This window comes from Chryseotalea sp. (genome assembly GCF_057350905.1).
The window spans coordinates 26,270-50,015 of record NZ_JBMRCF010000006.1; the positions used below are offsets into that span (position 1 = coordinate 26,270).

At 39.6% G+C, this 23,746-nt stretch carries 22 protein-coding genes; 1 reads left to right on the forward strand and 21 read right to left on the reverse strand.

Annotation, left to right across the window (positions count from 1 at the left end; genetic code table 11):
* Positions 1-127: 127 nt before the first annotated feature.
* A complete protein-coding gene (locus ACO1XM_RS07655) occupies positions 128-649 on the forward strand; it encodes a nuclear transport factor 2 family protein (RefSeq protein WP_486227518.1) in 522 nt (173 codons plus the stop codon).
* A gap of 2 nt (positions 650-651) precedes the next feature.
* Here the strand turns inward: ACO1XM_RS07655 and ACO1XM_RS07660 are convergent, their stop codons facing one another.
* From ACO1XM_RS07660 to ACO1XM_RS07760, 21 genes are all read right to left on the reverse strand, one after another.
* Complete coding sequence (locus ACO1XM_RS07660; protein WP_486227520.1) at positions 652-1,098, reverse strand: OmpA family protein; 447 nt, start codon at positions 1,096-1,098, stop codon at positions 652-654.
* A gap of 102 nt (positions 1,099-1,200) precedes the next feature.
* Entirely contained in the window at positions 1,201-2,190 is a 990-nt protein-coding gene (locus ACO1XM_RS07665; RefSeq protein WP_486227522.1) for a potassium channel beta subunit family protein, read from the reverse strand.
* Between the two features lie 221 nt (positions 2,191-2,411).
* A complete protein-coding gene (locus ACO1XM_RS07670; RefSeq protein WP_486227524.1) occupies positions 2,412-2,975 on the reverse strand; it encodes a DedA family protein in 564 nt (187 codons plus the stop codon).
* A 15-nt stretch (positions 2,976-2,990) separates the two neighbouring features.
* Entirely contained in the window at positions 2,991-3,995 is a 1,005-nt protein-coding gene (locus tag ACO1XM_RS07675; RefSeq protein ID WP_486227526.1) for an alpha/beta hydrolase, read from the reverse strand.
* A gap of 348 nt (positions 3,996-4,343) precedes the next feature.
* On the reverse strand, positions 4,344-5,903 hold the full coding sequence (ftsZ, locus tag ACO1XM_RS07680) for a cell division protein FtsZ (RefSeq protein ID WP_486227528.1): 1,560 nt from the start codon (positions 5,901-5,903) through the stop codon (positions 4,344-4,346).
* A 99-nt stretch (positions 5,904-6,002) separates the two neighbouring features.
* Complete coding sequence (ftsA, locus tag ACO1XM_RS07685) at positions 6,003-7,319, reverse strand: cell division protein FtsA (RefSeq protein WP_486227530.1); 1,317 nt, start codon at positions 7,317-7,319, stop codon at positions 6,003-6,005.
* 32 nt (positions 7,320-7,351) lie between these two features.
* Positions 7,352-8,116, reverse strand: coding sequence for a cell division protein FtsQ/DivIB (locus ACO1XM_RS07690; protein ID WP_486227532.1), 765 nt, complete (start codon positions 8,114-8,116; stop codon positions 7,352-7,354).
* Positions 8,106-9,500: a UDP-N-acetylmuramate--L-alanine ligase gene (gene murC, locus ACO1XM_RS07695; protein ID WP_486227534.1), complete on the reverse strand. Its 1,395-nt coding sequence runs from the start codon at positions 9,498-9,500 to the stop codon at positions 8,106-8,108. The genes ACO1XM_RS07690 and murC overlap by 11 nt, the downstream gene beginning before the upstream one ends.
* Positions 9,497-10,606 carry an undecaprenyldiphospho-muramoylpentapeptide beta-N-acetylglucosaminyltransferase gene (gene murG, locus ACO1XM_RS07700; RefSeq protein ID WP_486227536.1) on the reverse strand — a complete coding sequence of 370 codons (1,110 nt, stop codon included), beginning with the start codon at positions 10,604-10,606 and terminating at the stop codon, positions 9,497-9,499. The genes murC and murG overlap by 4 nt, the downstream gene beginning before the upstream one ends.
* Before the next feature lie 73 nt (positions 10,607-10,679).
* Entirely contained in the window at positions 10,680-11,855 is a 1,176-nt protein-coding gene (locus ACO1XM_RS07705; protein ID WP_486227538.1) for an FtsW/RodA/SpoVE family cell cycle protein, read from the reverse strand.
* Positions 11,852-13,210 carry a UDP-N-acetylmuramoyl-L-alanine--D-glutamate ligase gene (murD, locus tag ACO1XM_RS07710; RefSeq protein WP_486227540.1) on the reverse strand — a complete coding sequence of 453 codons (1,359 nt, stop codon included), beginning with the start codon at positions 13,208-13,210 and terminating at the stop codon, positions 11,852-11,854. Before murD ends, ACO1XM_RS07705 begins: the two co-directional genes overlap by 4 nt.
* Positions 13,211-13,231: 21 nt before the next feature.
* Positions 13,232-13,606 carry a four helix bundle protein gene (locus tag ACO1XM_RS07715; RefSeq protein WP_486227542.1) on the reverse strand — a complete coding sequence of 125 codons (375 nt, stop codon included), beginning with the start codon at positions 13,604-13,606 and terminating at the stop codon, positions 13,232-13,234.
* A 45-nt stretch (positions 13,607-13,651) separates the two neighbouring features.
* Complete coding sequence (gene mraY, locus ACO1XM_RS07720; protein WP_486227544.1) at positions 13,652-14,887, reverse strand: phospho-N-acetylmuramoyl-pentapeptide-transferase; 1,236 nt, start codon at positions 14,885-14,887, stop codon at positions 13,652-13,654.
* Positions 14,888-14,908: 21 nt separating this feature from the next.
* Positions 14,909-16,372: a UDP-N-acetylmuramoyl-L-alanyl-D-glutamate--2,6-diaminopimelate ligase gene (locus ACO1XM_RS07725; RefSeq protein ID WP_486227546.1), complete on the reverse strand. Its 1,464-nt coding sequence runs from the start codon at positions 16,370-16,372 to the stop codon at positions 14,909-14,911.
* A gap of 70 nt (positions 16,373-16,442) precedes the next feature.
* A complete protein-coding gene (locus ACO1XM_RS07730; RefSeq protein ID WP_486227548.1) occupies positions 16,443-18,488 on the reverse strand; it encodes a penicillin-binding transpeptidase domain-containing protein in 2,046 nt (681 codons plus the stop codon).
* A gap of 34 nt (positions 18,489-18,522) precedes the next feature.
* On the reverse strand, positions 18,523-18,912 hold the full coding sequence (locus ACO1XM_RS07735) for an FtsL-like putative cell division protein (RefSeq protein WP_486227550.1): 390 nt from the start codon (positions 18,910-18,912) through the stop codon (positions 18,523-18,525).
* Positions 18,913-18,974: 62 nt separating this feature from the next.
* Complete coding sequence (gene rsmH / locus ACO1XM_RS07740; RefSeq protein ID WP_486227552.1) at positions 18,975-19,922, reverse strand: 16S rRNA (cytosine(1402)-N(4))-methyltransferase RsmH; 948 nt, start codon at positions 19,920-19,922, stop codon at positions 18,975-18,977.
* On the reverse strand, positions 19,915-20,274 hold the full coding sequence (locus ACO1XM_RS07745; RefSeq protein ID WP_486227553.1) for a four helix bundle protein: 360 nt from the start codon (positions 20,272-20,274) through the stop codon (positions 19,915-19,917). Before ACO1XM_RS07745 ends, rsmH begins: the two co-directional genes overlap by 8 nt.
* A gap of 83 nt (positions 20,275-20,357) precedes the next feature.
* Positions 20,358-20,801: a division/cell wall cluster transcriptional repressor MraZ gene (gene mraZ, locus ACO1XM_RS07750; protein ID WP_486227555.1), complete on the reverse strand. Its 444-nt coding sequence runs from the start codon at positions 20,799-20,801 to the stop codon at positions 20,358-20,360.
* A 407-nt stretch (positions 20,802-21,208) separates the two neighbouring features.
* The gene (locus ACO1XM_RS07755) at positions 21,209-22,675 is read right to left on the reverse strand and encodes a hypothetical protein (RefSeq protein ID WP_486227558.1); all 1,467 of its coding nucleotides are present in this window, start codon (positions 22,673-22,675) and stop codon (positions 21,209-21,211) included.
* Positions 22,676-23,241: 566 nt separating this feature from the next.
* Entirely contained in the window at positions 23,242-23,682 is a 441-nt protein-coding gene (locus ACO1XM_RS07760) for a hypothetical protein (RefSeq protein WP_486227560.1), read from the reverse strand.
* Positions 23,683-23,746 lie beyond the last annotated feature (64 nt).

Consider the following 23,746-nt stretch of genomic DNA (forward strand, 5'->3'; position numbering starts at 1 on the left):
CGTTCGCTATCGAAAAGTGCTGTTCTTTTTCGGACACCTGTGGCTAAAATGCATCTGCTGTTAAGCTTTGTTAATTTCCCAACTACCCAAGGCCATTTTACGTAAGCACTTCAATAAAAATCAGGTAATGAAACTAGTTATACTCGTCTTGGCCATTTGCAGCTACACTTTTTCTCAGGCTCAACATAATCGTAGTGAAGCCTTTCAGGCTATTAATCGTGATGTTTGGTCAGACTTTATTCAGGGTGTTAACACAGGTGTAGACGATCTATACATCAATGTGCATAGTACTTCATTTTATTGGACAGCCCCCGGCAATAAAGGTCGCATCATGGATTTTGAAGCATATGCAGAGGATTCCCGTAACGTCATGCAGAAAAGAAAAGAGAAGGGTGAAAAAAGTGAATTAAGCATACGATTCCTGTCACGGAACATAAAAGAAGATTTTGCTGTGGAGACCTGCATAATGAAGTTCACATTGATCACAGCTGAGGGATCACAACCCCCTGCCTATGGGATTGTTCACTTCTTCCATAAATTAGAAAATGGAAAATGGAAAATGTGGTTGCAGTACGGCAGTACAGAGCGGCCAACAGAAGAAAGTTTTCTGCAGGCGAAAGCATTAGAAGATACAGTCGCTTTCCAATAAAGCTAAAATACAATCGGGTAGAGAATTACATCCACACGTCTGTTCATTTGCATACCACGGTAGGTTTGATTGCTGTATACGGCATTGTCCAGACCCCAATCCTTTCTGCTGATTTTATGTTGCGGAATATTTCTTTGCAGAATGAGTTGTTCAACGGACTCACTACGCATTTTAGATAGCCACTCGTTATAGCGCTTACCACCAATAGGGTCTGTGTGACTAATCAGGTGGACTTCGTATCGGTCAAGGTTGGGGATAGAGTCCAGCCAGTGCAATAATGATTGTTGCTGAAATTCATCGATATCGTAACTACCGCCACCGAAGTAAATGCTCATACGGATTTCGTCTGTCGTTTGCTGTTGTGCATGTGCAGCAAACGTCAGGAAGAACAGAACAACGATGGCAATGCGTATCATCATTCTTATGGATTTTTTTTTAATCAATGTCATTTAGCTAAGCATTTTTTTCTAGCCTCACCTCCAGTCCTCTCCGCAGGAGAGGATGAATAAAGAAGCTTAGCTAAACGACATTAAGTAATTAAATACACTAACTTAAAACGGAGGTGGTGCTGGTTTGTTTTTAAGTATTTGCTCTATCTGCTCCATTACCTGGGGCGTTAGTCGATCTCTACCCTCAAAAGCCTTAAAATTCTCAACTAATTGAGATGTTTTAGAGGCACCCAAGATGACTGTACTGACATTTTCATTTTTTAAACACCAGGCCAAGGCCAAAATTGGCATGGTCATGCCCAAGTCAAAGGCGAATTTTGTAAGTTCTTTAACTCTTTTCAAGTTGGCTTCTACCAATGCATTGTCTCTAAGCCAATCCAAACCTTCAATGCCTAAGCGGGTTCCTTCAGGAAAACCATCATTATACTTGCCTGTTAAAACACCAGATGCCAGCGGTGACCAGATTGTTGTGCCCAGACCTACTGTCTTATACAGTTGAGCAAATTCCCCCTCTACCTTATTACGTTCTAACATGTTGTATTGAGGTTGCTCCATGGTTGGGCCGATCAATGAATACCGTTGCGCCACCATGTGTGCTTCCATAATTTCCTGGGCGCTCCACTCGCTGGTACCCCAATACAAGATTTTACCTTGTTGAATCAGGTTGTGCATGGTCCATACCGTTTCTTCTATGGGTGTTTGCTTATCCGGACGATGACAGAAATACAAATCGAGGTAATCCAGCTGAAAGCGTTTGAGTGCCTGCTCGCATGCTTCTACTAAATGCTTTCTATGCAGTCCTTTTTGTGTAGGTTTCAAATCCTTACCCCCTAATCCGAAAAAAGCTTTGCTGGAAACAATATAGCTATCGCGCGACCAGCCTTTCTTTTTCAAGATCTCACCCATCACTTCTTCAGATTTTCCTCTTGCGTAAATCTCTGCGTTATCAAAAAAGTTAATACCATTATCATAAGCAATGGTCATCAGTTCATCTGCAATACCATTTTCGATTTGCTTACCGAAAGTTAACCAGGAACCAAAGGAGAGTGCACTTACCTGCAAACCTGATTTACCGAGACGTCTGTATTCCATATTTAGAATTTAGAATTTAGAATTTAGAATTTAGAATTTAGAATTTAGAATTTTATAATATTATCTATAACTATCAAAAGGCTTAAGCAATAAAGTTGATAAATATGCGGGTCCTTCAACTATTTCTACTGATACACATTACTCATTCTGCTACATCCTCTATTCTCTATTCTCTATTCTATATGCTATAATTATCACCTTCTGTCTAAATCTCAGATCCATTAGTCAACGTGCATTGAGTTACTGATGATTCTTTTCACAATATAACCAATCAGCAGTCCAAAAGTTGTAAAACCTATAACGACAAAAGCAAAATTGTTTTCAAAGGAACTGGTATCTAGTTGAAAGATAGAACCAACAAAGTAACCTACTGTACTTACAACCGATGCCCAGAATACACCCGAGATGACCGTAAACAGTAAATAACTTGAGGGTGCTAAGCCACTCATACCAAAAACCACAGGAATGATTACTCTGAAACCATATAAAAAACGATAACTTAACAATAATTGTAACTGATACCGCTGGAAAAGATTGGTTACAGGAGCAACCAATGCTTTTAATTTTGGCTTACGCTCAATAAAATACTTGCCATTAAGTCTGCCAATTAAATAATAAATCCAGTCGCTGATGAATGAACCTGAAAAAGCAAAGAAAACAGTGAAAGGAAATTCGAAGAAACCTTTATGAATAAGTGATGAGGCAATCAGTATAGCAGTTTCTCCTTCAAAAAACGTTCCTACTAATAATGCGAGATATCCATATTGATCTAAAAATTGTTGCATGTTCTGAAGTTTTCATTAAAGCTGGCTTTGCAGCTTTAATGTTTGAGTAGCAAACTTAACCATCTCTGCGTAAACTGCAGGCACATCCTTAGATGCCATCGGGCTTCCTAACACATGTGCCCCTGCCGCGGGTATTGCAATGGCAAATTTCAAGGAATCGGGCGTGCTGAGTTGTTCATTCATTTTTAGCATAGCACTTACTTTCACTTGTGGATCTTGTTCTTCTTCGCTTTTATAATAATAAAGTGTTAATGAAGGCTGCGTGATTTTAGCGAAGGTCTCTTTCGTCATACTGGCTTCCAATAATTCCTGTAATTGGATGGTGGCTTCCAATCTGTATAAACCATTCCAATACTGCCAACGTTCACTCTCTTCTGATATTCCTGTTTTATTGTACTTGCCACCCATAACAAGTCTCGCAATCTGCAAACCCCAGGGGTCATTTAATAAAAATGCTGCAGGATTATTGATGCGAATGTTTGGAGAAAGATTAATTAAGGCATGTACATCCTCCGGATACTCGGCCGCGAGTTTTAAAGCAACAGTGCCACCGGTTGACGTACTTAGTAGAATTACTTTATTGCCCAGTTGCTTACCGATGGCCAAGGCCTGCTTGGCAGATTCCCAAAGTCGATCGGCTGTAAAATACAGTAAGGCATCCGTTGTATCAACACCATGATCCGCCAGGCGTGCTAAATACAGATTGCAACCAAATTGTTTTGCAAAATTGCGATGCACCGGATTGCCCTCTTCCTGGCTTGCGCTAAAGCCATGCAGGTAAACCACTGCATACTCCGTTTTTTGTTTTAAGGAATCGTTAAGCCACACTATTCTGGCTTCATTATCTTTTTTAAGCTGATGTTTCGCTTCGTTTTGGCTGATGAAGGCTTCCAATTCCTCAGCTTCTTGTGGCACCTGAGGCATGTTGAGGTTAAAAACCGGTGAATCCGGTCTTCCGCCAGCCAGATAAATAGCGGCTGAGACTAATAAGAGTGCAATAAGTATTTTACGCTTCTTCATATTGTAAGGTAATAAAATTTATTTCATCCTCATCCTTTAGAGACTTTGATGGAGGGAAAGATAATTTCAAATTTCACATTTTTAATAATGCGCCTAAACGCAAAAAGCCCCTGCTATGCGGGGCTTCTTGCGTTGAAAAAATGGTCAGGTACATCAGACCTGCAACACTAAAAAGAAAGGCATGCCGTTACCGGCTAAAAATATTTACTACCAACAACCACTACGAATGGAGTAAAGTACCTGTCATAACGGCCATGCCAATTTTTTTGTATCGTTGATAGTGTACTGTTGTTTTTGTTCGCGTCTTCTCATCATACAAACTCACAGCTACTTACTATCAACAACTTACTAATCCACATTATCGTGTAAGAATTTATTGTTACCTAAAATATTATTGTCATCGTTTAGATTATACTTGGAAATAAAGGGCTCTGAAGAGTGTGGTACATCCTGCATTTTCACACCTCTGCGCATGTAAGCCGGTAATGCCCACTTCTCACTGAACTCTTCTTTTGTCATTTCTGATTTCTTTCCTTCTTTCAGTTTGTTCTTGCGCAACTCTGCTTGTTGGCGCAGACGCTCGCGCGTAGAGCGCAGCTCCATCATACCCTCATCATTTATTTTCTGGTCGCCAAAAGCTTCAGCACTCATGTCGAACTCATCATCCCCTCTGAACAAACCATCTTCTCCATCATCTTCATCTTCTAAATCAAATGAGGCTGTTGGCTTTGCGAAGTTTGAATTGAAAACCACTTCGCGTGAAGCTGGTCTGTCATCATCCTCTTCTTCCACTCTAAATTTTTTAGACTTAAGTTCAGGTGCTACTTTGCCTGCCATGGGGGCATCTTTGGCTTCCTTTGCCTCGAACAACCAACCTTGTGACCGGTCGAGATCATGAACCTTTTTTGCTTCTTCTTTTTTCTCTTGCTTTTTAGCCTCTGCATCAAAACCAGTAGCAATTACTGTTACCCGAATACGATCGCCCAGACTCTCATCTACACCGTGACCAAAAATCATTTCTGCTTCTTGTCCGGCTTGTGCTTGTATATATTCAGTGATCTCACTCAACTCGTCCATTGAAAGTTCAATGTCCGAACCAGAGAATATTGATAGCAGGATACGCTTGGCACCCATGATGTCACGGTTGTCAAGTAATGGCGAAGAAAGTGCAGCTTCAGCCGCTTTCTTGGCACGTGTGTCACCTCTGGTTTCAGCTGTGCCCATAACAGCAGCACCTGCATTCAGCATGACGGTACGCACATCCTGGAAGTCAACGTTTACGTGACCAGTTAATGTGATTATTTCTGCAATACCTTTAGCAGCCGTTGTTAAAACATTATCCGCTTGTGCAAATGCCTGACCAATCGGTAAGTTTCCATATATCTCGCGCAGCTTATCGTTTAAGATCATCAATACTGTATCGCAGTTTTGACGCAACTCGTCTATTCCAATTTGTGCTTGCGCAAATTTCTTTTTTCCTTCCCATCCAAAAGGCACAGTGATAATACCCACGGTAAGTATATCCATCTCTTTGGCGATTTTCGCTAACACAGGAGCAGCCCCTGTTCCGGTTCCACCACCCATACCCGCTGTTACGAAAACCATTTTTGTGCCGTTGAGCATTTCGCGAATTTGTTCACGACTTTCAATTGCTGCAGCACGACCTACATCAGGGTTTGCACCACAACCCAAACCTTCCGTCAGGTTGGTACCAATTTGCAATTTATAAGGAACAGGGCTACTATTCAGCGCCTGTGAATCGGTGTTGACCACCACAAATTCTACATCTTTAATGCCTTGCTTGAACATGTGGTTCACCGCATTGCTTCCACCGCCACCAACACCAATTACTTTAATAATTGACTTGTGGTGTTTGGGGATTTCGAATTTATATCCTGAATCAAACATATCTTTTTATTTAGTGGTTGTTCTATTAGTAGTGAGACTTTAGTAGTAAGACATTAGACTTGAACGTAGTCTTATGTCTTGCTACTATCGTCTTAAAGTCTAGTACTCATTCTTATCATTCAAATCATCTATCAACAAGCTCTTCGTTTTGGTTAGAATCTCATTAAAGAAATTCTTGGAAGACGATGGAACACTTACCGCCTTCTTTGCCTTAACTGTTCTGATTACTTCTTTCGCTTCTTTGTAGCGGTCCTCACGTTCATCTAAAGAACGGAAACCTGATAGCACCAAACCTACAGCCGTTGCATACATCGGGCTCTTCACAATTTCGACTTTGCCTTTACCTAAGTGCTCGTTAGGATAACCAACTCGGGTATCCATACCTGTCATGTACTCAACTAATTGCTTAAGGTTTGCTAATTGGGCACCACCACCGGTAATCACAATACCACCTGCTAATCTGTTTTCGTACCCTGAAGAAATAATTTCTGCATGTGCCATTTCAATGATTTCCTCCATTCGCGCCTGGATGATATTCGAGAGATTCTTCACTGAAATCTCCTTTGTATCACGATTTCTGATACCCGGTATGGCTACAATTTCATTGGCATTTGCTTCTTCAGCAATGGCCCGACCGAATGAAGTTTTCAAACGCTCTGCCTGCTGTTGCAACACCATTAAGCCCTGCTTAATGTCATTGGTAACAATGTTACCACCAAAAGGAATAACTGCGGAGTGACGAATGATGTTGTCGTAGAAAATGGCAATATCTGTAGTACCACCACCTATATCAATTAAACAAACACCTGCTTCTTTTTCTTCATCACTAAGCACTGCCAGGCTCGAAGCAAGGGGTTCAAGAATTAAATCTTCAATTTCCAGACCTGCCTTACGCACACACTTATGAATATTGTTGATGGCATTTGTCTGCGCGGTGATCACATGGAAATCAGCCTCAAGACGAACACCCGACATGCCTACTGGTTCTTTGATACCCTCTTCGTAATCTACCATGTAATCCTGTGGCATCACATGAATGATCTGACTTCCAGGAGGAACCACCATGCGATACATATCTTGCGTAAGTCGTTCAATATCGGCTACCGCTATTTCATCTTCTTTTGAAGAACGCGTGATGCCACCATGTTGAACAAAACTTTTTATATGCTGACCAGCAATACCTACATTAACCACCCCGATATCAATACCCGACTGGTCGCTGGCTTCTTTAATGGCTTTTTCAATAGCATACACAGTTTTATCAATGTTAAACACGATGCCCTTTACAACACCTTCGCTCTCCGCCTTGCCCATGCCTAATACTTCGAGTTTGCCAAACTCGTTTTTGCGACCAACGATCGCGCATATTTTAGTTGTGCCTATATCAAGACCTACAACTATTTTTTCCTGTTCCATGATTCTGTGTTTAGTGGTTGTTATTTCTTTATTTATTCCGCTACGATTTGTCCTTCGTATTGGAGATTAACTCGCTTATATTTATTCCATCCCTTTACAGGGAGTATTTCTTTATAAAATATCATCAACTTCTTCAATTTCTCTTCTGCGTTATCTGCATGGCCAAATTCAATGAGCTCATCTCCTACCTGAGGGAAAAGATTAATATTCTGTTTTGAGTCAATGTCCAGTTGTGCTATTTGGGCTTTCCAGAAATCATCTTCTCCAATCATTTCTATTAATGCCATCAGTTGTTTACCTTCTTCTGTTTTATTCAAATTACCCATAGCCAATAGGTTGCGGGCGTAAGAACCACTAATGAGGATAACCCTCGCTGTGAATTTTTCCGAAACTGGCATCACCGTTCCGTCTTCAGCAATGTAGCCATCTGGTCCATCGTTGCGTACAATCCGGGCAATGGGTCTGCGCAATTCTACATTCACCAACAAATTGCCTTTCAGGTCACTGTACAACTCTGCATCTTCAATGAATTTATCGGCTTTAATACGTTTTTCAATTTCTTTCAAACTAATGCTACCCATGGAGGCTCCGATCAGGTTCTGTTGTTTGAATTGCATTAAACGTCTTACATCTTCTTCGTCTATAAAATGGTTATTCTCTAAATTATCAATGTCAATCGATATCTGTTTTACAGCGGTATCGTTTGTTTCGCGTTCGGCAAAAGCGATCAGTACCAGCAAAGCCGCCAGTGCCAATACACCTTTAATTTCATTGCGCATGTTGAATTTAAGCTTCATACTTTTCAGTCAACATTTTTTTAATTGGTTGTATAAACGTATCAATGTCTCCGGCTCCCACTGTCGCTACCAGTTCAAGGGATGTCTCTTCCAACATTGCCATCAAATCCTCTTTGGTGCATCTTACTTTTCGCTTACTCGTAACATCTTTAAAAATGATGTTGGCATCAACGCCTTCAATAGGTAACTCACGGGCCGGATAAATATCCATTAAGAACAACTCGTCCGCCAGACTCAGGCTTTCTGCAAAGCCCTTGGCAAAATCACGGGTACGTGTAAATAAGTGTGGTTGAAAAATTACCGACAATTTTTTACGTGGGTACATTGATTTCAGAGAACGAAGGAAAGCCTCTATTTCTGTGGGATGATGCGCATAGTCATCTACAAAAGTTACGTTACTACCTTTAAGGATAAATTCAAATCTTCTTTTTACACCTTTAAAGGAAGTTAGTGCCTGCTTAATCATTGCCAGGTCAACACCTACTTTATGTGTTGCGACAGCCGCTGCGATGGCATTTTCTACATTATGAAAACCGGGGATACCGAGAGAGATATGTTGAACCTTTCCGAAACCGTGAAGGTCAAACTCAAAAAATCCTCCTTTCGAAGTAATGTGCTCGGCAAAAAAATCTCCCCGACTCATACTGTAGTTAACCTTTTTGATGTCTTTCACATCATGGGTTAATAAATCATCAATTGATTCATGAATAATTAATGAACCATTTTTATTAATCTGTTTTATAAAATCCTTAAATGAACTGATAACATTTTCATGATCGCCATAAATATCCAAATGATCAGGATCGGCATTGGTAACAATCGCTACCTCTGGAAATAATTTTAAGAAGGAGCGATCAAATTCATCAGCCTCTACTACTACAAGGGTATCATCTGCTACTTCACCATGCATGACAAGGTTGGACTCATAATTGGTAGTGATACCACCAAGAAAAGCAACCATCTTTTTGTTAGCTACTTTCAAAATATGAGCTACCATAGATGATGTTGTAGTTTTGCCATGTGTTCCGGCTACAGCTATAGTTTTGTAATTTTTTGTAAGCAGGCCCAATACTTCTGAACGCTTGAGAATTGTATAACCATTTTCCTTCAGGTAAGCATGTTCTGCATGATCTTTAGGAATAGCTGGTGTATAAATGACAAGTGTCTTCTCCTTGTTTTCCTTAACTAGTGCAGGGATAGCATCTACTGAATCGCTGAAATGAATCTGCATACCTTCTGCCTGTAGGACTTCCGTTAGTGCAGTCGATGTCTTGTCGTAGCCAAACACGTGTAGTCCTTTTTTAATAAACCAACGCGCCTGCGCACTCATGCCTATACCTCCGATTCCCAGGAAATAAATAATATCGTATTTATCTAATCTCACTTAATCAATTCCTCAATTTGATTTACTATATCACTTGTAGCACCTGGTCTGGCCAGTGCTTTAATATTTGTTTGTAATCGTTGACAACGCACTTCATCAAACAACACGGTTAAAGCAGTATCCACCAGGGTTTTCATAGCGTCAATATCCTTTACCAAAACCGCTGCATCCTTGCTTACCAAGGCCATTGCATTTTTCGTTTGATGATCTTCCGCCACATTGGGTGAGGGCACTAAAATAGTAGCCTTACCCGCAATACAAAGTTCTGAAACAGCCAGGGCACCACTTCTGGAGATCACCACATCAGCGGCTGCATAAGCCATGTCCATCTCCTTTAGAAAATCATGTAAGCGTACTCTACGTAAATCATATTTAGATAAGGCCTCTTTACAACTCGCGTAATAGCTTTTGCCTGTTTGCCAGATTATCTGTACTTCCGTCTCCTGAAGTTTCTCTACATTCTTTAAAATACTTTTGTTAATCGTTCTGGCGCCAAGGCTTCCTCCAATAATCAAAAGTGTTTTCTTATTTGCATCAAAACCAAAGTGATTAAGCGCTTTGCTTCGCTTAGAGTCGATTTCCAATAAATCTTTACGAACAGGATTACCAGTCAATACAATTTTTTCTTTAGGAAAATAATTTTCCATGCCTTCGTAGGCAACACATACTTTTTTTACGCGGCTGGCTACTTGCTTATTAGCCAATCCTGCGAAAGAATTCTGTTCTTGAATTACTGTAGCGTAGCCTAAACGAGTAGCGGCCATCATAATGGGGCCACTGGCATAACCACCAGTGCCAACCACTGCATGTGGTTTAAATCTCTGTAAGATGGTAACCGCACGCAGGTAGCTAAACACAAGCTTGAAGGGGAATAATAAATTTTTCCAGGTAAGCTTGCGCTGAATACCACTAATCCATAAACCAATAATCTTATATCCAGCTTCAGGAACACGCACCATCTCCATCTTACCTTGTGCACCCACAAATAAAATTTGTGCATCAGGGTAACGCTGACGGAATTCATTAGCGATAGCAATGGCCGGGAAGATGTGTCCTCCGGTTCCTCCTCCGCTGATGATGAGACGATATGGTTTTGTTTCTTTCACTCTTATTTTCAGTTACGAGCTTTGAGCCATGTGCTACGAGCTCGGGGCTCGTAACTCATCGCTAGCAGCTACTCTATGCTGCTTTCGCAGTTACATTTTTTTCTTTTACTTCTTGTTCACCTTTTTGTTTATCCCACACCTGATCTTGCTGTTCTCCTCTACTCACACTTAATACAATACCTAGCGCAAGTCCTGTAAATACCATTGATGTACCTCCCATTGAAATCAAGGGTAAGGGCTGGCCAGTAATCGGCCCAAGGCCAACTACAACACCCATGTTTACCATCGCCTGACAGACCAAGTCAAAACTTAAACCTGCAGATAATAATCCACCGAACGCACGCTCACTATTGTACGCTGCTTTCATACCCCGATGCAGTAAAATGAGATAGAGTAACAAGACAACTATACCACCAATCATTCCATACTCTTCAATAACGATAGCGTATACAAAGTCTGAGTAAGGATGTGGAAGTATATTCCGTTGATCACTATTACCAGGGCCCTTACCTGTTACACCGCCTGTGGCAATGGCAATGCGTGCATGTTTAGCTTGAAAAGGAAGTTCAGTACCGTTTACAAAATTCTTGATACGGTTTTTTGCGGTTTCTCCACGACTACCAAAGGCAACTGCCAATGCACCGAAAAGCAAGCCAACAAAAACCAACATAACCAAGTACTTAGCTGGTACACGACCAATAAACATAATCAACATAGAAGTAAGCAGAAGCAATACAGCTGTTGATAAGTTAGACAAAGCAATAAGGCCGCAAATAACTCCGCACCAGAAGAGAATTGGGATAAGTGACTCTTTTATGCTATCAATGTTTTGCTGACGCTTGGCCAACATACTAGCGAGGTTGATAATAAGTGCCAAGCTTGCAAAATCTGAAGGTTGAAAACTACCCACTAGCGGAAGTTCAATCCAGCGGGCGGCTTCATTAATTGTTGTACCGTTGGTAGCTGTGTAAACAAGAAGGGGAATACTTATCCAAAGAGCAATCTTTGATAATCTGGAATAGTACCGATAATCTACTTTATGCGCAGCCCACATGGCCAATAAACCTACCATGACTGTCAGTGAGTGCTTCAGTAAATATTTTTCAGGACTTACCGTACGTTTAAATGCCAGGGTACCAATAGAACTGTACACCACAAGAATACTGATCATTGATAAGGCAAATACAACTGCCCAGATGACTTTATCACCTTGTAAATTTTTATCGGCCCAGACTTTTACTTGATTCATTTGGATTGGCCCTCCACTTCCATTTTTAGTTCTAATACGGCAGATCTAAACTGATCTCCTCTATCTTCATAATTCTTAAATAAATCAAAGCTTGCACAGGCGGGAGACAATAAAACAACGTCACCCTTCTTTGCCTCTACTAATGCAATTCTTACCAGCTCTTTTACACTTTGTGTTTCTTTGATAGTAGACACTACATTGCCAAAAGCTTTTTTCAACTTATCGTTTTCTTTGCCTAAGCATATCAAGGTTCTTACCTTTTGCTTTACTTCTTTTTCAATCAGCGAATAATCATTTCCCTTGTCCACACCACCTGCTATCCATACGAGTGGCCCTGTGTAACTACCCAAACCATATACTACTGAATCTACATTAGTGGCTTTTGAATCGTTGACAAATTCAACACCATTAATGATTGCTACAGATTCCAAACGGTGAGGAGCATTTTTGAATGTTGTTAAGCCTTTACGAATGGCCCCTTCACTCAAACCTGCCAACTGCGCAGCGGAAACAGCAGCCATTGTATTGATGAGGTTATGCGGACCTTTTAAAGTAGTTTCATCTTGAGCAATTTTAAATGCTTCGTTAAAACCAAAACTCATTTTGGATCCATCGTAATGTACAGGCGTTGACTCATCTGATAAAGAGATCGGTAAGAGCCTTGCAGCAATGGGTCTCGCTTTTACTTCTTGCTTCAGAATAGTATCATCTGCATAGTAAATGAAAGTATCCGTATCGCTCATGTGACGAACGATTCTGAACTTAGAATTTACATAGTTTTGCAACTGATACTCATAGCGATCTAAATGATCGGGTGTAATATTCAGCAAAACACCAACTGTTGGTTTAAAGGTAGTAGTGCCGTCCAGTTGAAAACTGCTAATCTCAATTACATACCAGTCGTGGTCTTGTTCAGCAATTTGTCTGGCTAAACTAAAGCCTACGTTACCAGCCAGGGCGACTTTAAGACCGGCTTCTTTCAGTAAATGATAAGTAAGTAATGTCGTAGTTGTCTTACCGTTGGTTCCCGTAATAGCTATTACTTTTCCCTTGATAAAGCGGAAGCCGAATTCCAATTCGTCAATGATTTCAATACCAGCCTGCTTAGATTTTTTAATAATTTCTGCCTTATCAGGAATACCTGGACTCTTAATAATTAATGAGGCATTGACAATTTTAGCTTCAGTATGCTGACCTTCTTCAAACTCAATTTTATTCGTTTGTAATTCTTGCTTGTACTTATCCTTAATGGGTGATTGGTCAGAAACAAAAACTTCATAGCCCTTCTTGCTGGCCAACAGGGCTGCCCCTGTGCCACTTTCTCCTGCTCCTAATATTACTATTCGTTTTTGCATTTACGATTTAATATTTTCGAATTACGATTTTTTAGATTCAGCTAATTTCTTTTTCATGGTTACTATTGAAGCTGAATAGATTGAAAGTAGTTCGTTTGATTCTTTTAATAGCAGATTAATTTTTTCTTTATTCTGTCCTTTATCAATTTCTAATAGTAAGTCCAAGAAGTAGGAAGATTCATCCGATTCTTCTTCAACAATTTTCAATTTATTTACAAAATCAGCAGAGGATTTAGCTCTACACGCAGCTCTGTAATTAGCACCTACTGAAGTGGAGCTTCTTACAAGTTGTCTCACAATAGCATCATAGATTCTATCGCCAGGCAATGTCTCCATTAAATTCAGTGTCTGTATCACAAACATTTTATTCCGTGCTATTAACTCCTCTTTAGTCATTAACTTAAAAATTGTACATCGTAAATTTTAAATTGTAAATATTTTTTATCTTAATTTAAGTGTTGCTAGTGTAAGAATGGCCAGTAATATTCCCACAATCCAGAAGCGTGTTACAATTTTTGCTTCGTGTATTTGCAATTTCTGATAATGGTGATGTAAGGGCGACATCAGAAAAATTCTTCTTCCTTCGCCATATTTCTTCTTCGTATATTTGAAATAAGAAACTTGTATAATCACTGATAAATTCTCCACCAGAAAAATACCACAAAGGATTGGTATCAATAATTCCTTTCGCACAGCAAGTGCTATAACAGCAATAACACCACCTAGCGTAAGACTACCGGTATCGCCCATGAAAACTTGAGCTGGATAAGCATTATACCATAAGAAACCCAGACATGCTCCCACCAGTGCCGTACAGAAAATTACCAACTCGCTCAAGTTAGGAATGTACATGATGTTCAGATAGGAACTGAAGTCAATACGGCCTGAGAGGTAAGCAAAAATAGCAAGTGTGAGTGCGATGATCCCAGAAGTACCCGCTGCCAAGCCATCAATACCATCGGTTATGTTGGCACCGTTAGATACTGCAGTAATAATAACAATGACTACCAGTGTATAAACTATCCAGGTATAATCTGTTGATATAAATGGAAGTAATTTCCCGTAATCAAATTCATTATTTTTAACAAAAGGGAGTGTTGTTTTAGTAGAGGGAACATCCTTGTATTCAAGTTTGTTTTCCTGCTCCTGTAGCGATAAAATTTCAAGACTGGCAAGCTCTGCAGGCTTTACACTTACTTCACGCACCACTACACTATCGTTAAATGAGAGTGTAATACCAACAATAAGTCCTAGACCAACTTGTCCGATAATTTTAAATCTGCCCGCTAAACCTTGCTTATCTTTTTTAAAGACTTTAATGTAATCATCCAGAAAACCTATCAGGCCTAACCAGATAGTCGAAATGATCAAAAGAATCACGTACACATTATCGAGCTTGGCAAAAAGAATGGTTGGTATTAAAATGGCCATGATGATGATAATACCGCCCATCGTAGGTGTACCCTTTTTCTCTAATTGACCTTGTAAACCTAAATCACGAATGTCTTCGCCTACCTGTTGTCTGCGTAAAAAATTGATCAGTGCCTTACCGAAGAAAATTGTAATGATTAAAGATAATACAGCTGCCATTCCTGCACGGAATGAAATATACTTGAACACACCGGCTCCGATGAGGTCAAACTGTTTATCCAAATAATCAAACAAATAATAAAGCATACTTAACTATAATTTTGAATTCTAGTTTACAATGAGTCTTAACATTCTAGCGACAACTTCTTTATCATCAAAAGGGTGTTTAACTCCTTTTATTTCCTGGTAATTCTCATGTCCTTTTCCTGCAATCAAAATAATGTCGCGTTCCTTGGCCATCATGCAGGCTGTTTTTATTGCCTCTTCACGGTCTGCCATTACTAAAGTCTTTCTCGCTTCAGATGGCATAACACCGGTTTGCATTTCACGGATAATTTCCATGGGCTCCTCATCGCGTGGATTATCGGACGTCAATACTACTTTATCACTCATGCGACAAGCAATAGAGGCCATGAGCGGTCGCTTGGTCTTATCTCGGTTCCCACCGCATCCAACTACTGTGATCACTTGTTCATTTCCTGTTCTGAATTGCGCAATGGTATCCAGTACATTTTTCAATGCATCGGGCGTATGGGCGTAATCCACAATGGCCGTTACTTTGGAACCAGGCAATACTAATTCAAATCTTCCCGGTGCACCCTGCAGATTAGATAAGTGTCTTAATACTTCATCTGAATCTTCACCCAATAAAACCGCGGCTCCATATACGCCTAATAGATTATAAGCATTAAAATCACCAATCAGTTTAAACCAAACAATCTTGTTATTGACCTCAAGCTCAAGTCCTTCAATAGAGTTGGTAATAATTTTACCTTTAAAATCTACCATCTTCTTCAAACCAAAGGATTGCTTCTTAGCCTTTGTATTTTGAAGCATTACCATACCACGCTTGTCATCTGCATTTACTAATGCAAAAGCGCTGCTGCTTAGTTCATCAAAGAATTTCTTCTTCGCGCGAATGTAATTATCAAAAGTTTTGTGATAATCGAGGTGATCGTGGGTGATATTAGTGAAAATGGCTCCTGTAAATTGTAAACCTGCAATACGTTCCTGATCTACTGCATGCGAACTCACTTCCATGAATACGTGAGTACAACCGGCTTCCAACATCTGCTTTAATAAAGCATTCAATTGAATAGGATCTGGAGTAGTATGTGTTGACGGAATATCTTTATCCACAATTTTATTCACAACTGTGGATAACAATCCGCAACGGTAACCTAATGAACCAAACAACTGATACAAAAGTGTAGCGGTTGTTGTTTTACCGTTGGTGCCTGTAACGCCTACTAACTTTAATTTTTGTGACGGAGAGCCAAAAAAGTTAGCAGCAATAATTCCCAGTGACTGAGCACTGTCTTTGACTGTGATGTAGGTAATTTTTTCATTTATTGTAGCGGGTAATGTTTCACAAACTATTACAGCTGCACCATTGGCTACAGCTTTATCAATAAACGCGTGCCCGTCAGAAGTCGAGCCCTTCACTGCCACAAACAAAAATCCGTTTTTAACTAAACGTGAATCAAAAGCAATATTGTTTACTTCAACATTCATGTTACCGAATGTAGAGGTAAGGGATACTTTGTATAATATGTCTTTTAATTCTGCCATTTGCCTAACCCCTTGCCTCACCCCTAACCCCTCTCCATAGGAGAGGGGGATGAGGAAAGGTTTTTATTTTTTAACTCAGTCGTATATAAATTCTGTCTCCTTTATTAATTCGTGCACCGGGTGAGATGGATTGTGAAGCCACTCTTCCTTTGCCTTCGTAAAAAACTCTTAAACCAGATTGTTCCAGTAAAAAAATTGCATCTCGGAAAGTCATGCCGGTTACATCGGGTACCAGATCTTTTCCAACGGTTGCTTTCTTTAAGTTTACGCCTGCTCCTGCTCTTGCTGTTTTCACCCACTCCTCTTCTGTTTGAGAATGTGTTGAGATACCTAATTCATTGCAAAGCATGGTTAATTCTTCCTGGTGGCCGCCTCTGATTACAGGAAGCACATCATCTTCCATTAATCTTTTCTTATCCATGGCCATGTGTAATTCAACATCTCTTGAATAAATGTTATCTGCTATCTCTTTAAAAACAGGAGCTGCCACACTGCTACCATATTGCTGCCATCCTCTTGGATTCTTGATCAGGACAATGGCACTGTACTTGGGTGCATGGGCCGGAAAGTAGCCTGCAAAGGATGTGATGTAACGCTGTGTGTAACGACCGTTATCCAAAATCTGAGCCGTACCTGTTTTACCTGCAATGCGATAATGTGTACCCCGAATATTTTTTGCGGTACCACGCTCAACAACACCTTCAAGCATTAATTTCAGTTTGATTAATGTTTTATTAGAACAGATCTTATCATTTAATACCTCTGTTTCAAAAGACTCTTCAACATCATCTGCCTTTTTAACTTCTCTTACAAGCACTGGCTTGATCATTTTACCATCATTGGCGACTGCATTAAAAAGTGCAAGTGTATGCAATGGTGTGATTTCAAAACCATAGCCATAGGCCATCCACGGCAGTGAAATACCACTCCAGCCTTTTTCACCCGGACGGTGAATTTTAGGTTGTGGTTCGCCTGTAATTTGTATACCCAGCGGTTGTGATAGTTTTAAACGATCTACATAATCCACAAATTTCTGAGGCTTATTACCAAACTGTTTATTCACCAGTTTAGCCATAGCCACATTCGAAGAATGTTCAAATGCTTCCTGCACTGATATTTTACCCAATCCTTTTTCTTCGTGATCTCTTACTTTCTTATTGTAGAAGATAGCTTCTCCATTTCCAGTATCTACTGTGTCTGTCAATTCAACATTGCTATCCTCCAATAAGGCAATCATGGTTACCAGTTTGAAAGTCGAACCTGGTTCGAACAGACCTGCTGTTGCAAAATTGAAACGCTCAGAGAAATTACCTTTGCCATCGCTGCTCAAATTTGAAATGGCTTTGATCTCTCCAGTCTTCACTTCCATTACTACGACTAGTCCATCATCGGCATTGTGTTGCATCATGGCTTTGTGTAATGCGGTTTCGGCTACGTCTTGCAGGTTAATGTCAAGTGTGGTTTGTAAATCCATGCCATCCACTGCCTTCACATTATTCGCATCGAAGATCGGCTTCCAGATACCTCCCGCTATTTTTTGATAATAAGCGTAACCATCCTGACCACCCAGGTAATTGTTAAAACTGTATTCCAGTCCGGCACCTTTATTATCTTCGTTTACATAACCGATAGTTCTTCTGCTCAGGTTAGAGAAAGGATGGTAGCGCACATCAATTTTTTCGAAAATGGCGCCTCCCCGCAATCTTCCTTCCCGGAAGATGGGCCATTCCATCATTTTCTTTTTATCTTGATAGTCAATTTGCTTGCGGCTTAATACAACGTACTGCTTACCAGATGCACGGGCATCAACGAGCATGCGCTTATAGTCTGTCTTGGATTTATCTTTAAAGAAAACGGATAAGTGATAAGCCAAAGAGTCGATCCCTTCTCTGAATACTTCATCTTTTGGAAGTGTGGCATCGAAAGCGATTTTATAAAACGGCAGGGATGTTGCCAATAGGCTACCGTTGTCAGAGTAAATATTGCCTCGGGTGGCTTGTACAGTTTTATAATCAAAAGAAATACGCTCACCCATGGCAGCCCACTTCTCCCCTTCAATCACCTGAATGTGTCCTGTCTTTACTACTACAGCAATAGCAAAGAGGGCTACAAACAAAAATGCAATCCTTACTCTTATTAATATGGACTTCTTAATATTCACCTTCTTCTACAACTACTTTAGTGGGTGGTGTTAAACTTTCTTTTAATCCGTAAGCTTTTACTTTTATGGCTACTTCGCTTTGTTTGCTGGCAAACATCAGGTCTGACTTTAGTGTGGTATAATCAGCACGAAGGTCCTCTACTTCTGCTTGTATATGGTTGATTTTGCGTACAGTCTTCTCTGCATAGTGTGTGTTGCCTATATAAAAAAGTGCAAGACCCAATACGAATAAAATTTTGGGTAGATACTGAATAGGAAAACCTTCCTCAAAATAGCTTTCGAGGTTCAGCTTCTTTTCCAAACCGGAAAACACACTGGTGCCAGGCTCTCCCTTAGGAGCAGTTATTTTTTTTGGTTCTATTTTAAATTTGTTCTCCATGTTTAGTTGGTGGTTGATCGTTTTTTGTTGATCGCCATTAACGAAAAACTAACAACGAACAACTATATCTTCTCAGCTATTCTCAATTTCGCGCTTCTTGCTCTTTTGTTTTGTTCTATCTCTTCTTCTGTTGCTTCAATCGGTTTGCGATTGATTGCTTCAAAAGGTTTGATCTCGTTCCCGTAAAAATCTTTCTCTACTTCTCCAAACACCTTCCCTTTGTTGATGTAGTTCTTCACCATCCTGTCCTCCAGCGAGTGGTAGCTCATCACTACCAGTCTGCCTTTTGTCTCTATCACCTCGCCACATTGGTGCAAAAAATCTTCGAGTGCTTTCATTTCTTCGTTTACTTCAATGCGAAGCGCTTGAAACACCTGGGCGAAATACTTGTTCTCTTTACCACGGGGGGCTATGCTACTCAATGCAGCTTTTAAATCCTCCGTTCTGGCAAAGGGTTTGTTAACTCTATGTTGCGTTACCATGCGTGCAGCAGTTTTAGCATTTTTCAGCTCACCATACATGCCGAAGAGCTTGTGCAAATCTGCTTCGCTGTATTCATTTACTATGGTGGCCGCAGTAACTGACTGCTTTTGGTCCATGCGCATGTCGAGGGGTCCATCAAAACGGGTTGAAAAACCGCGTTCAGGTGAATCGATCTGATGCGATGAAATTCCCAGATCGGCCAGTATGCCTTGCACTTTGGTAACTCCATTCAACTTCAAATACTTTTTTAAGTACATGAAGTTGGTATGACAAAATGTAAAAGAACGACTCTTTATCTTTTCTGCTTCCCGTTTCGCATCATCATCCTGGTCGAAGGAAAGCAATCTGCCTTCTTTAATATGTTCGAGTATTTTGATGCTGTGTCCACCCCCACCAAATGTTGCATCTACATAAATGCCATTCGGTTGAATGTTCAGTGCCTCAATACACTCGTTAAGCATGACGGGCCTATGGTAGCTTTGAGCTTCGGGCTTTGAGCTTCGAGCCTCTTGCTCCTTGCTACTCATTACCTTCTATTTTTCTAATGAAACTCTGAAGCATCTTCTGCTCCTCGTCAATCTCTTTTAGCAGTGACTCCCTCAGCTGCTCTTTACCAAAACTTACTTCGCTTGCTATCAGTATTTGTGTTTCCAATTCATATGCTGAACCCAATGAAACTTCTAGATACTTTATATATTCTTTGTCGCTTCGCTTTGCACTACCCTCTGCAATGTTTGAAGGAATGGATACGGCTGCTCTGTTCATTTGAGTTCGTAAACCAAATTTTTCCAATTCAGGAAACTCACTTGTCAATTGATATACTTGCTTAACAATCTCCATTCCTTTCACCCATATCTTGAGTTTCTTAAAATCCTTCATAGCATTTGATTAAATAGGTAGTAAACTCTTTTCGAAAAACTCGAAGCTCGCAACTCGTAACTCGAAGCTTCTGTTCTTCATTCCTACTCTATCAAATGTTTCTCGGCCAGTTTAGACAACTCACTTGGATCTTGGATCAGGTGTTTTTCGTAGTGCGTAGGATTCCAGACTTCAACACGATTACCCATACCCACCAACATTAAATCTTTGTCGAGTTGGGCGTAGGTGAGCATGTTTTTTGGTAAGAGTATGCGACCGTTGTTGTCCATCTCTACCGTGGCGATTCCAGCAAAGAAGTTCCGTTGGAGACTGCGGTACTCTTCATTGAATTCACTTAATCCTGAAATTTTAGCGAACACCTTTTTGAACTCTACCATGGGGTAAATGATCAGATTTTGCTCAAAGCCTTTCCGTATCACAAGCTCCTGGCTGTCCGTATCGGGCAGCTGGGCTTTGATCCGGGCAGGCAGAACCAGTCTGCCCTTGGCATCAAGCTTAATCTCATACTCACTGGTAAAGAAGGTCATAGACGTAGTGGTTGTCTTTTTCTCCTAAACAAACGTAAGGAAAAATTACCCACTTTCCACCACTTTACTACACTTTTTTACACTTTTTAAGGAAAACTTACCACTTTATGCCATTTTAGGGCAAAAATGGGTTGGATTTAGCAATGGGAAGCCTGGATTAACCTCACCAGGTGCTTCGGTTGACGTACTTTTTGATGATAAAAGTGAGTATTAGGAGGCTTTTTATCAGTTGAATAGGAAGATTGAGCAGGCTATGCTGATAAATACAAGAAAGTGAAGCCTCGTAAGAAGGCCTTGTTAAATAACAAAAAACCTCCACTGGGTGTAGTGTGATAGCTAACTACAAACAGGGAGGTGATTTATCAAAATAGGAAGAAGAATAATAGCAAAAGAGAATTCTCCCTTGTCTACAACTGTTTGCCTATCCAGCGTACATACCTATTGTTCTTCTGACCATAAAGGATGAGTTTATTACTCTTATATAGTTGACAATCTTTTGGGCGAATAGTTATTTCTGCATCTTTCGTACTGAACATTACTTCTCTGGTCTGTTTACCATCTGGGGAAATTCTGATCAAGACACTTTCGTTAGTTCCTCCTTTTCCGAGATTGGAAAAAGCAATAAGCTTGTTATTGTTGTGCTCTGCATAAAAATAAGATGAATTAAATATTTCAAAATCAACTGCTTGTTGGCTTTTATTTACTTTAAGCACTGCCTGAATTGTGCCGGTAGACGTGACATCTACTACAGCTAAATCGTCTTGATGATTTACAGTATAGAATACATTACCATTTCTCTTTGTTTGCGTAACAGTTCTTTCCCCAATTAACGTATAACCTCCATTTTTATTAAACTGAATGTCGCTGAGTATAAATCTATAATTGCGATATTGATCCTCACCTGCTGTTAGTCCGTTATTTTTTATTGACATATCGCTCGGTAACTGAAATTGATTTCCAAATTCTTTCGTGCTTATTTCTGAAATCGAATTGGTTTTTGAATTTACTTTCAAACATACAGCCCCTGAAGGTAATGTTCCTTCTGGTGCATAAAAGCCAATAAGTATGGGGCTTCCGTCACCGGCAATTTCGATATCGAGTGTTGTATAAAATTTATTACTATTGGTTACAGGAATAATCTTAGTGGCTCCATTACTCTCGAACCTAACAACCCGGTGTTCGTAATTGTCCTCAATTTCCATAGAACGTGTTGAAGAAAGAATATTTGCTTTCTTCATAGCGGTATTCTTGTTAAGCGCTTTAGAGTTTTGAAAATACCGCGTAAGAAGATAAACCTCACCTTTATTATTGATTCTGAACTGATCGAAGAGATAAACACCATCCGACATATCCAGATTTCCAGCCCATTTGTAAATTTCTTTCATTGTACCATCCAGCACTACATACCCAAAAGTGAGAATACTATTCTCATCATCTATAAGACTATAGGAAATAAGCATTTTTGATTTATCTCGTGATAGTTCAACTTTAAAACTAGAACGTTCATATTCCCTTTTAATTTGCGCAAAGGATAGTTGTACAACTTTCTTTGTGTTGATGAGCTGCAAAGCTTTCTTATCCAACTCATGCGAAAAAAAAGTGACAGTTTTAGCCTTTTTATCTTCCATTGTTGTAAAGAACAATATCTTTCCGCCTATTTCTTGTGTGAACTCATAACGCGATGGTTTCCCATCTACCAAAAATTTAGTAGGTGTTTTCTTTACTAGCTCTGCTTTTTCATTTATTAAAGAAATGTAGAAATCAGTATCACCAATTACGATGCCTGACATAACTTCTGTATAGGGAAGCATTAAGTAATAAACCCCCTGATCGTCTTGTCCAATCGGTTCAACATCAGCCCAACTTTCTTTCATGGTCTGTTTTATCATTTGTCCCACTTGCAAAGTTGACCCTGACTGACCTAAGCTTGAAAATGGATAAACAAAAAAAATGCTAATGCATAAAAGAATAAAGTATAAGATTCGAATCATGCTGGTTAAGTTTAAAAATTTTACTGATGAGCGCTTTATTAAATAGAAAAATTACAACTGCGTATATATTTTGTAAGTTGAGTTAATTTTATAAGTGTCGCTGGCCACAGACGTTCACCATACGTTAGAAAAAATCATGGAAATCTTTCAATATAATTATATTTTCATGAAAGTCTCGGTTGATGTACAAGATGAAGTGTTGTTACCAGCTTTATTGCTTAGTACCATAGACGAACCATTAATTGTCAATTTCAAAAGGAAGAAATTTATGAAGTTTGATTCAAATAGGATTAATAAAATATACTAGTTTAACTGTAACTCATTTAAAAAGGTGATATTTTAAAAAATTCAAGCGTTTAAAATGATAGTTATTATTTCAATACTGATTAAACGCTACAGCCATAAATTTTTTGAAAACTCACATTCATAAATTTGAACACCGAGTATATCTAGTTAGTTTTTTTGGTGAAATGGTAAGTATAAACACACGGGTAAGAGTCTTCGTTGGTCAGTAGCAATTCTGTTGACCCTTTTAATTGGAAACCATAATCTATTTCGGAAACACCCGTAGATATGATTGAAATTTGGGGTCCGTCAATGATATATCCACCCTCATCAATTGGAGTTCCTGAAGCTGTAAAATATCTGGTATACGTTCCGTCAGCTTTAAATTCGAAAGAGTAGCAGAAAATAAATCCTGGGCAATCTTTAGTTCCGTTTCTGCTAGTATCATCACAACCGGTTAACACTTCTTTGGTTGCTTCCCATTTACCAACAATAGCGGTACTTATTGATGGATTATTGTCATCGCTACATGACAAAGACATAGAGATCATTAATACTAAAAATACAAGATTCAACTGTTTCATAGGAGGAAGAAATTGTTTCATAAATATTTTTTTTTAAAGTTAATTGCTATATATTCTTTTCTCAATTTAGTTTTTGTACACATAA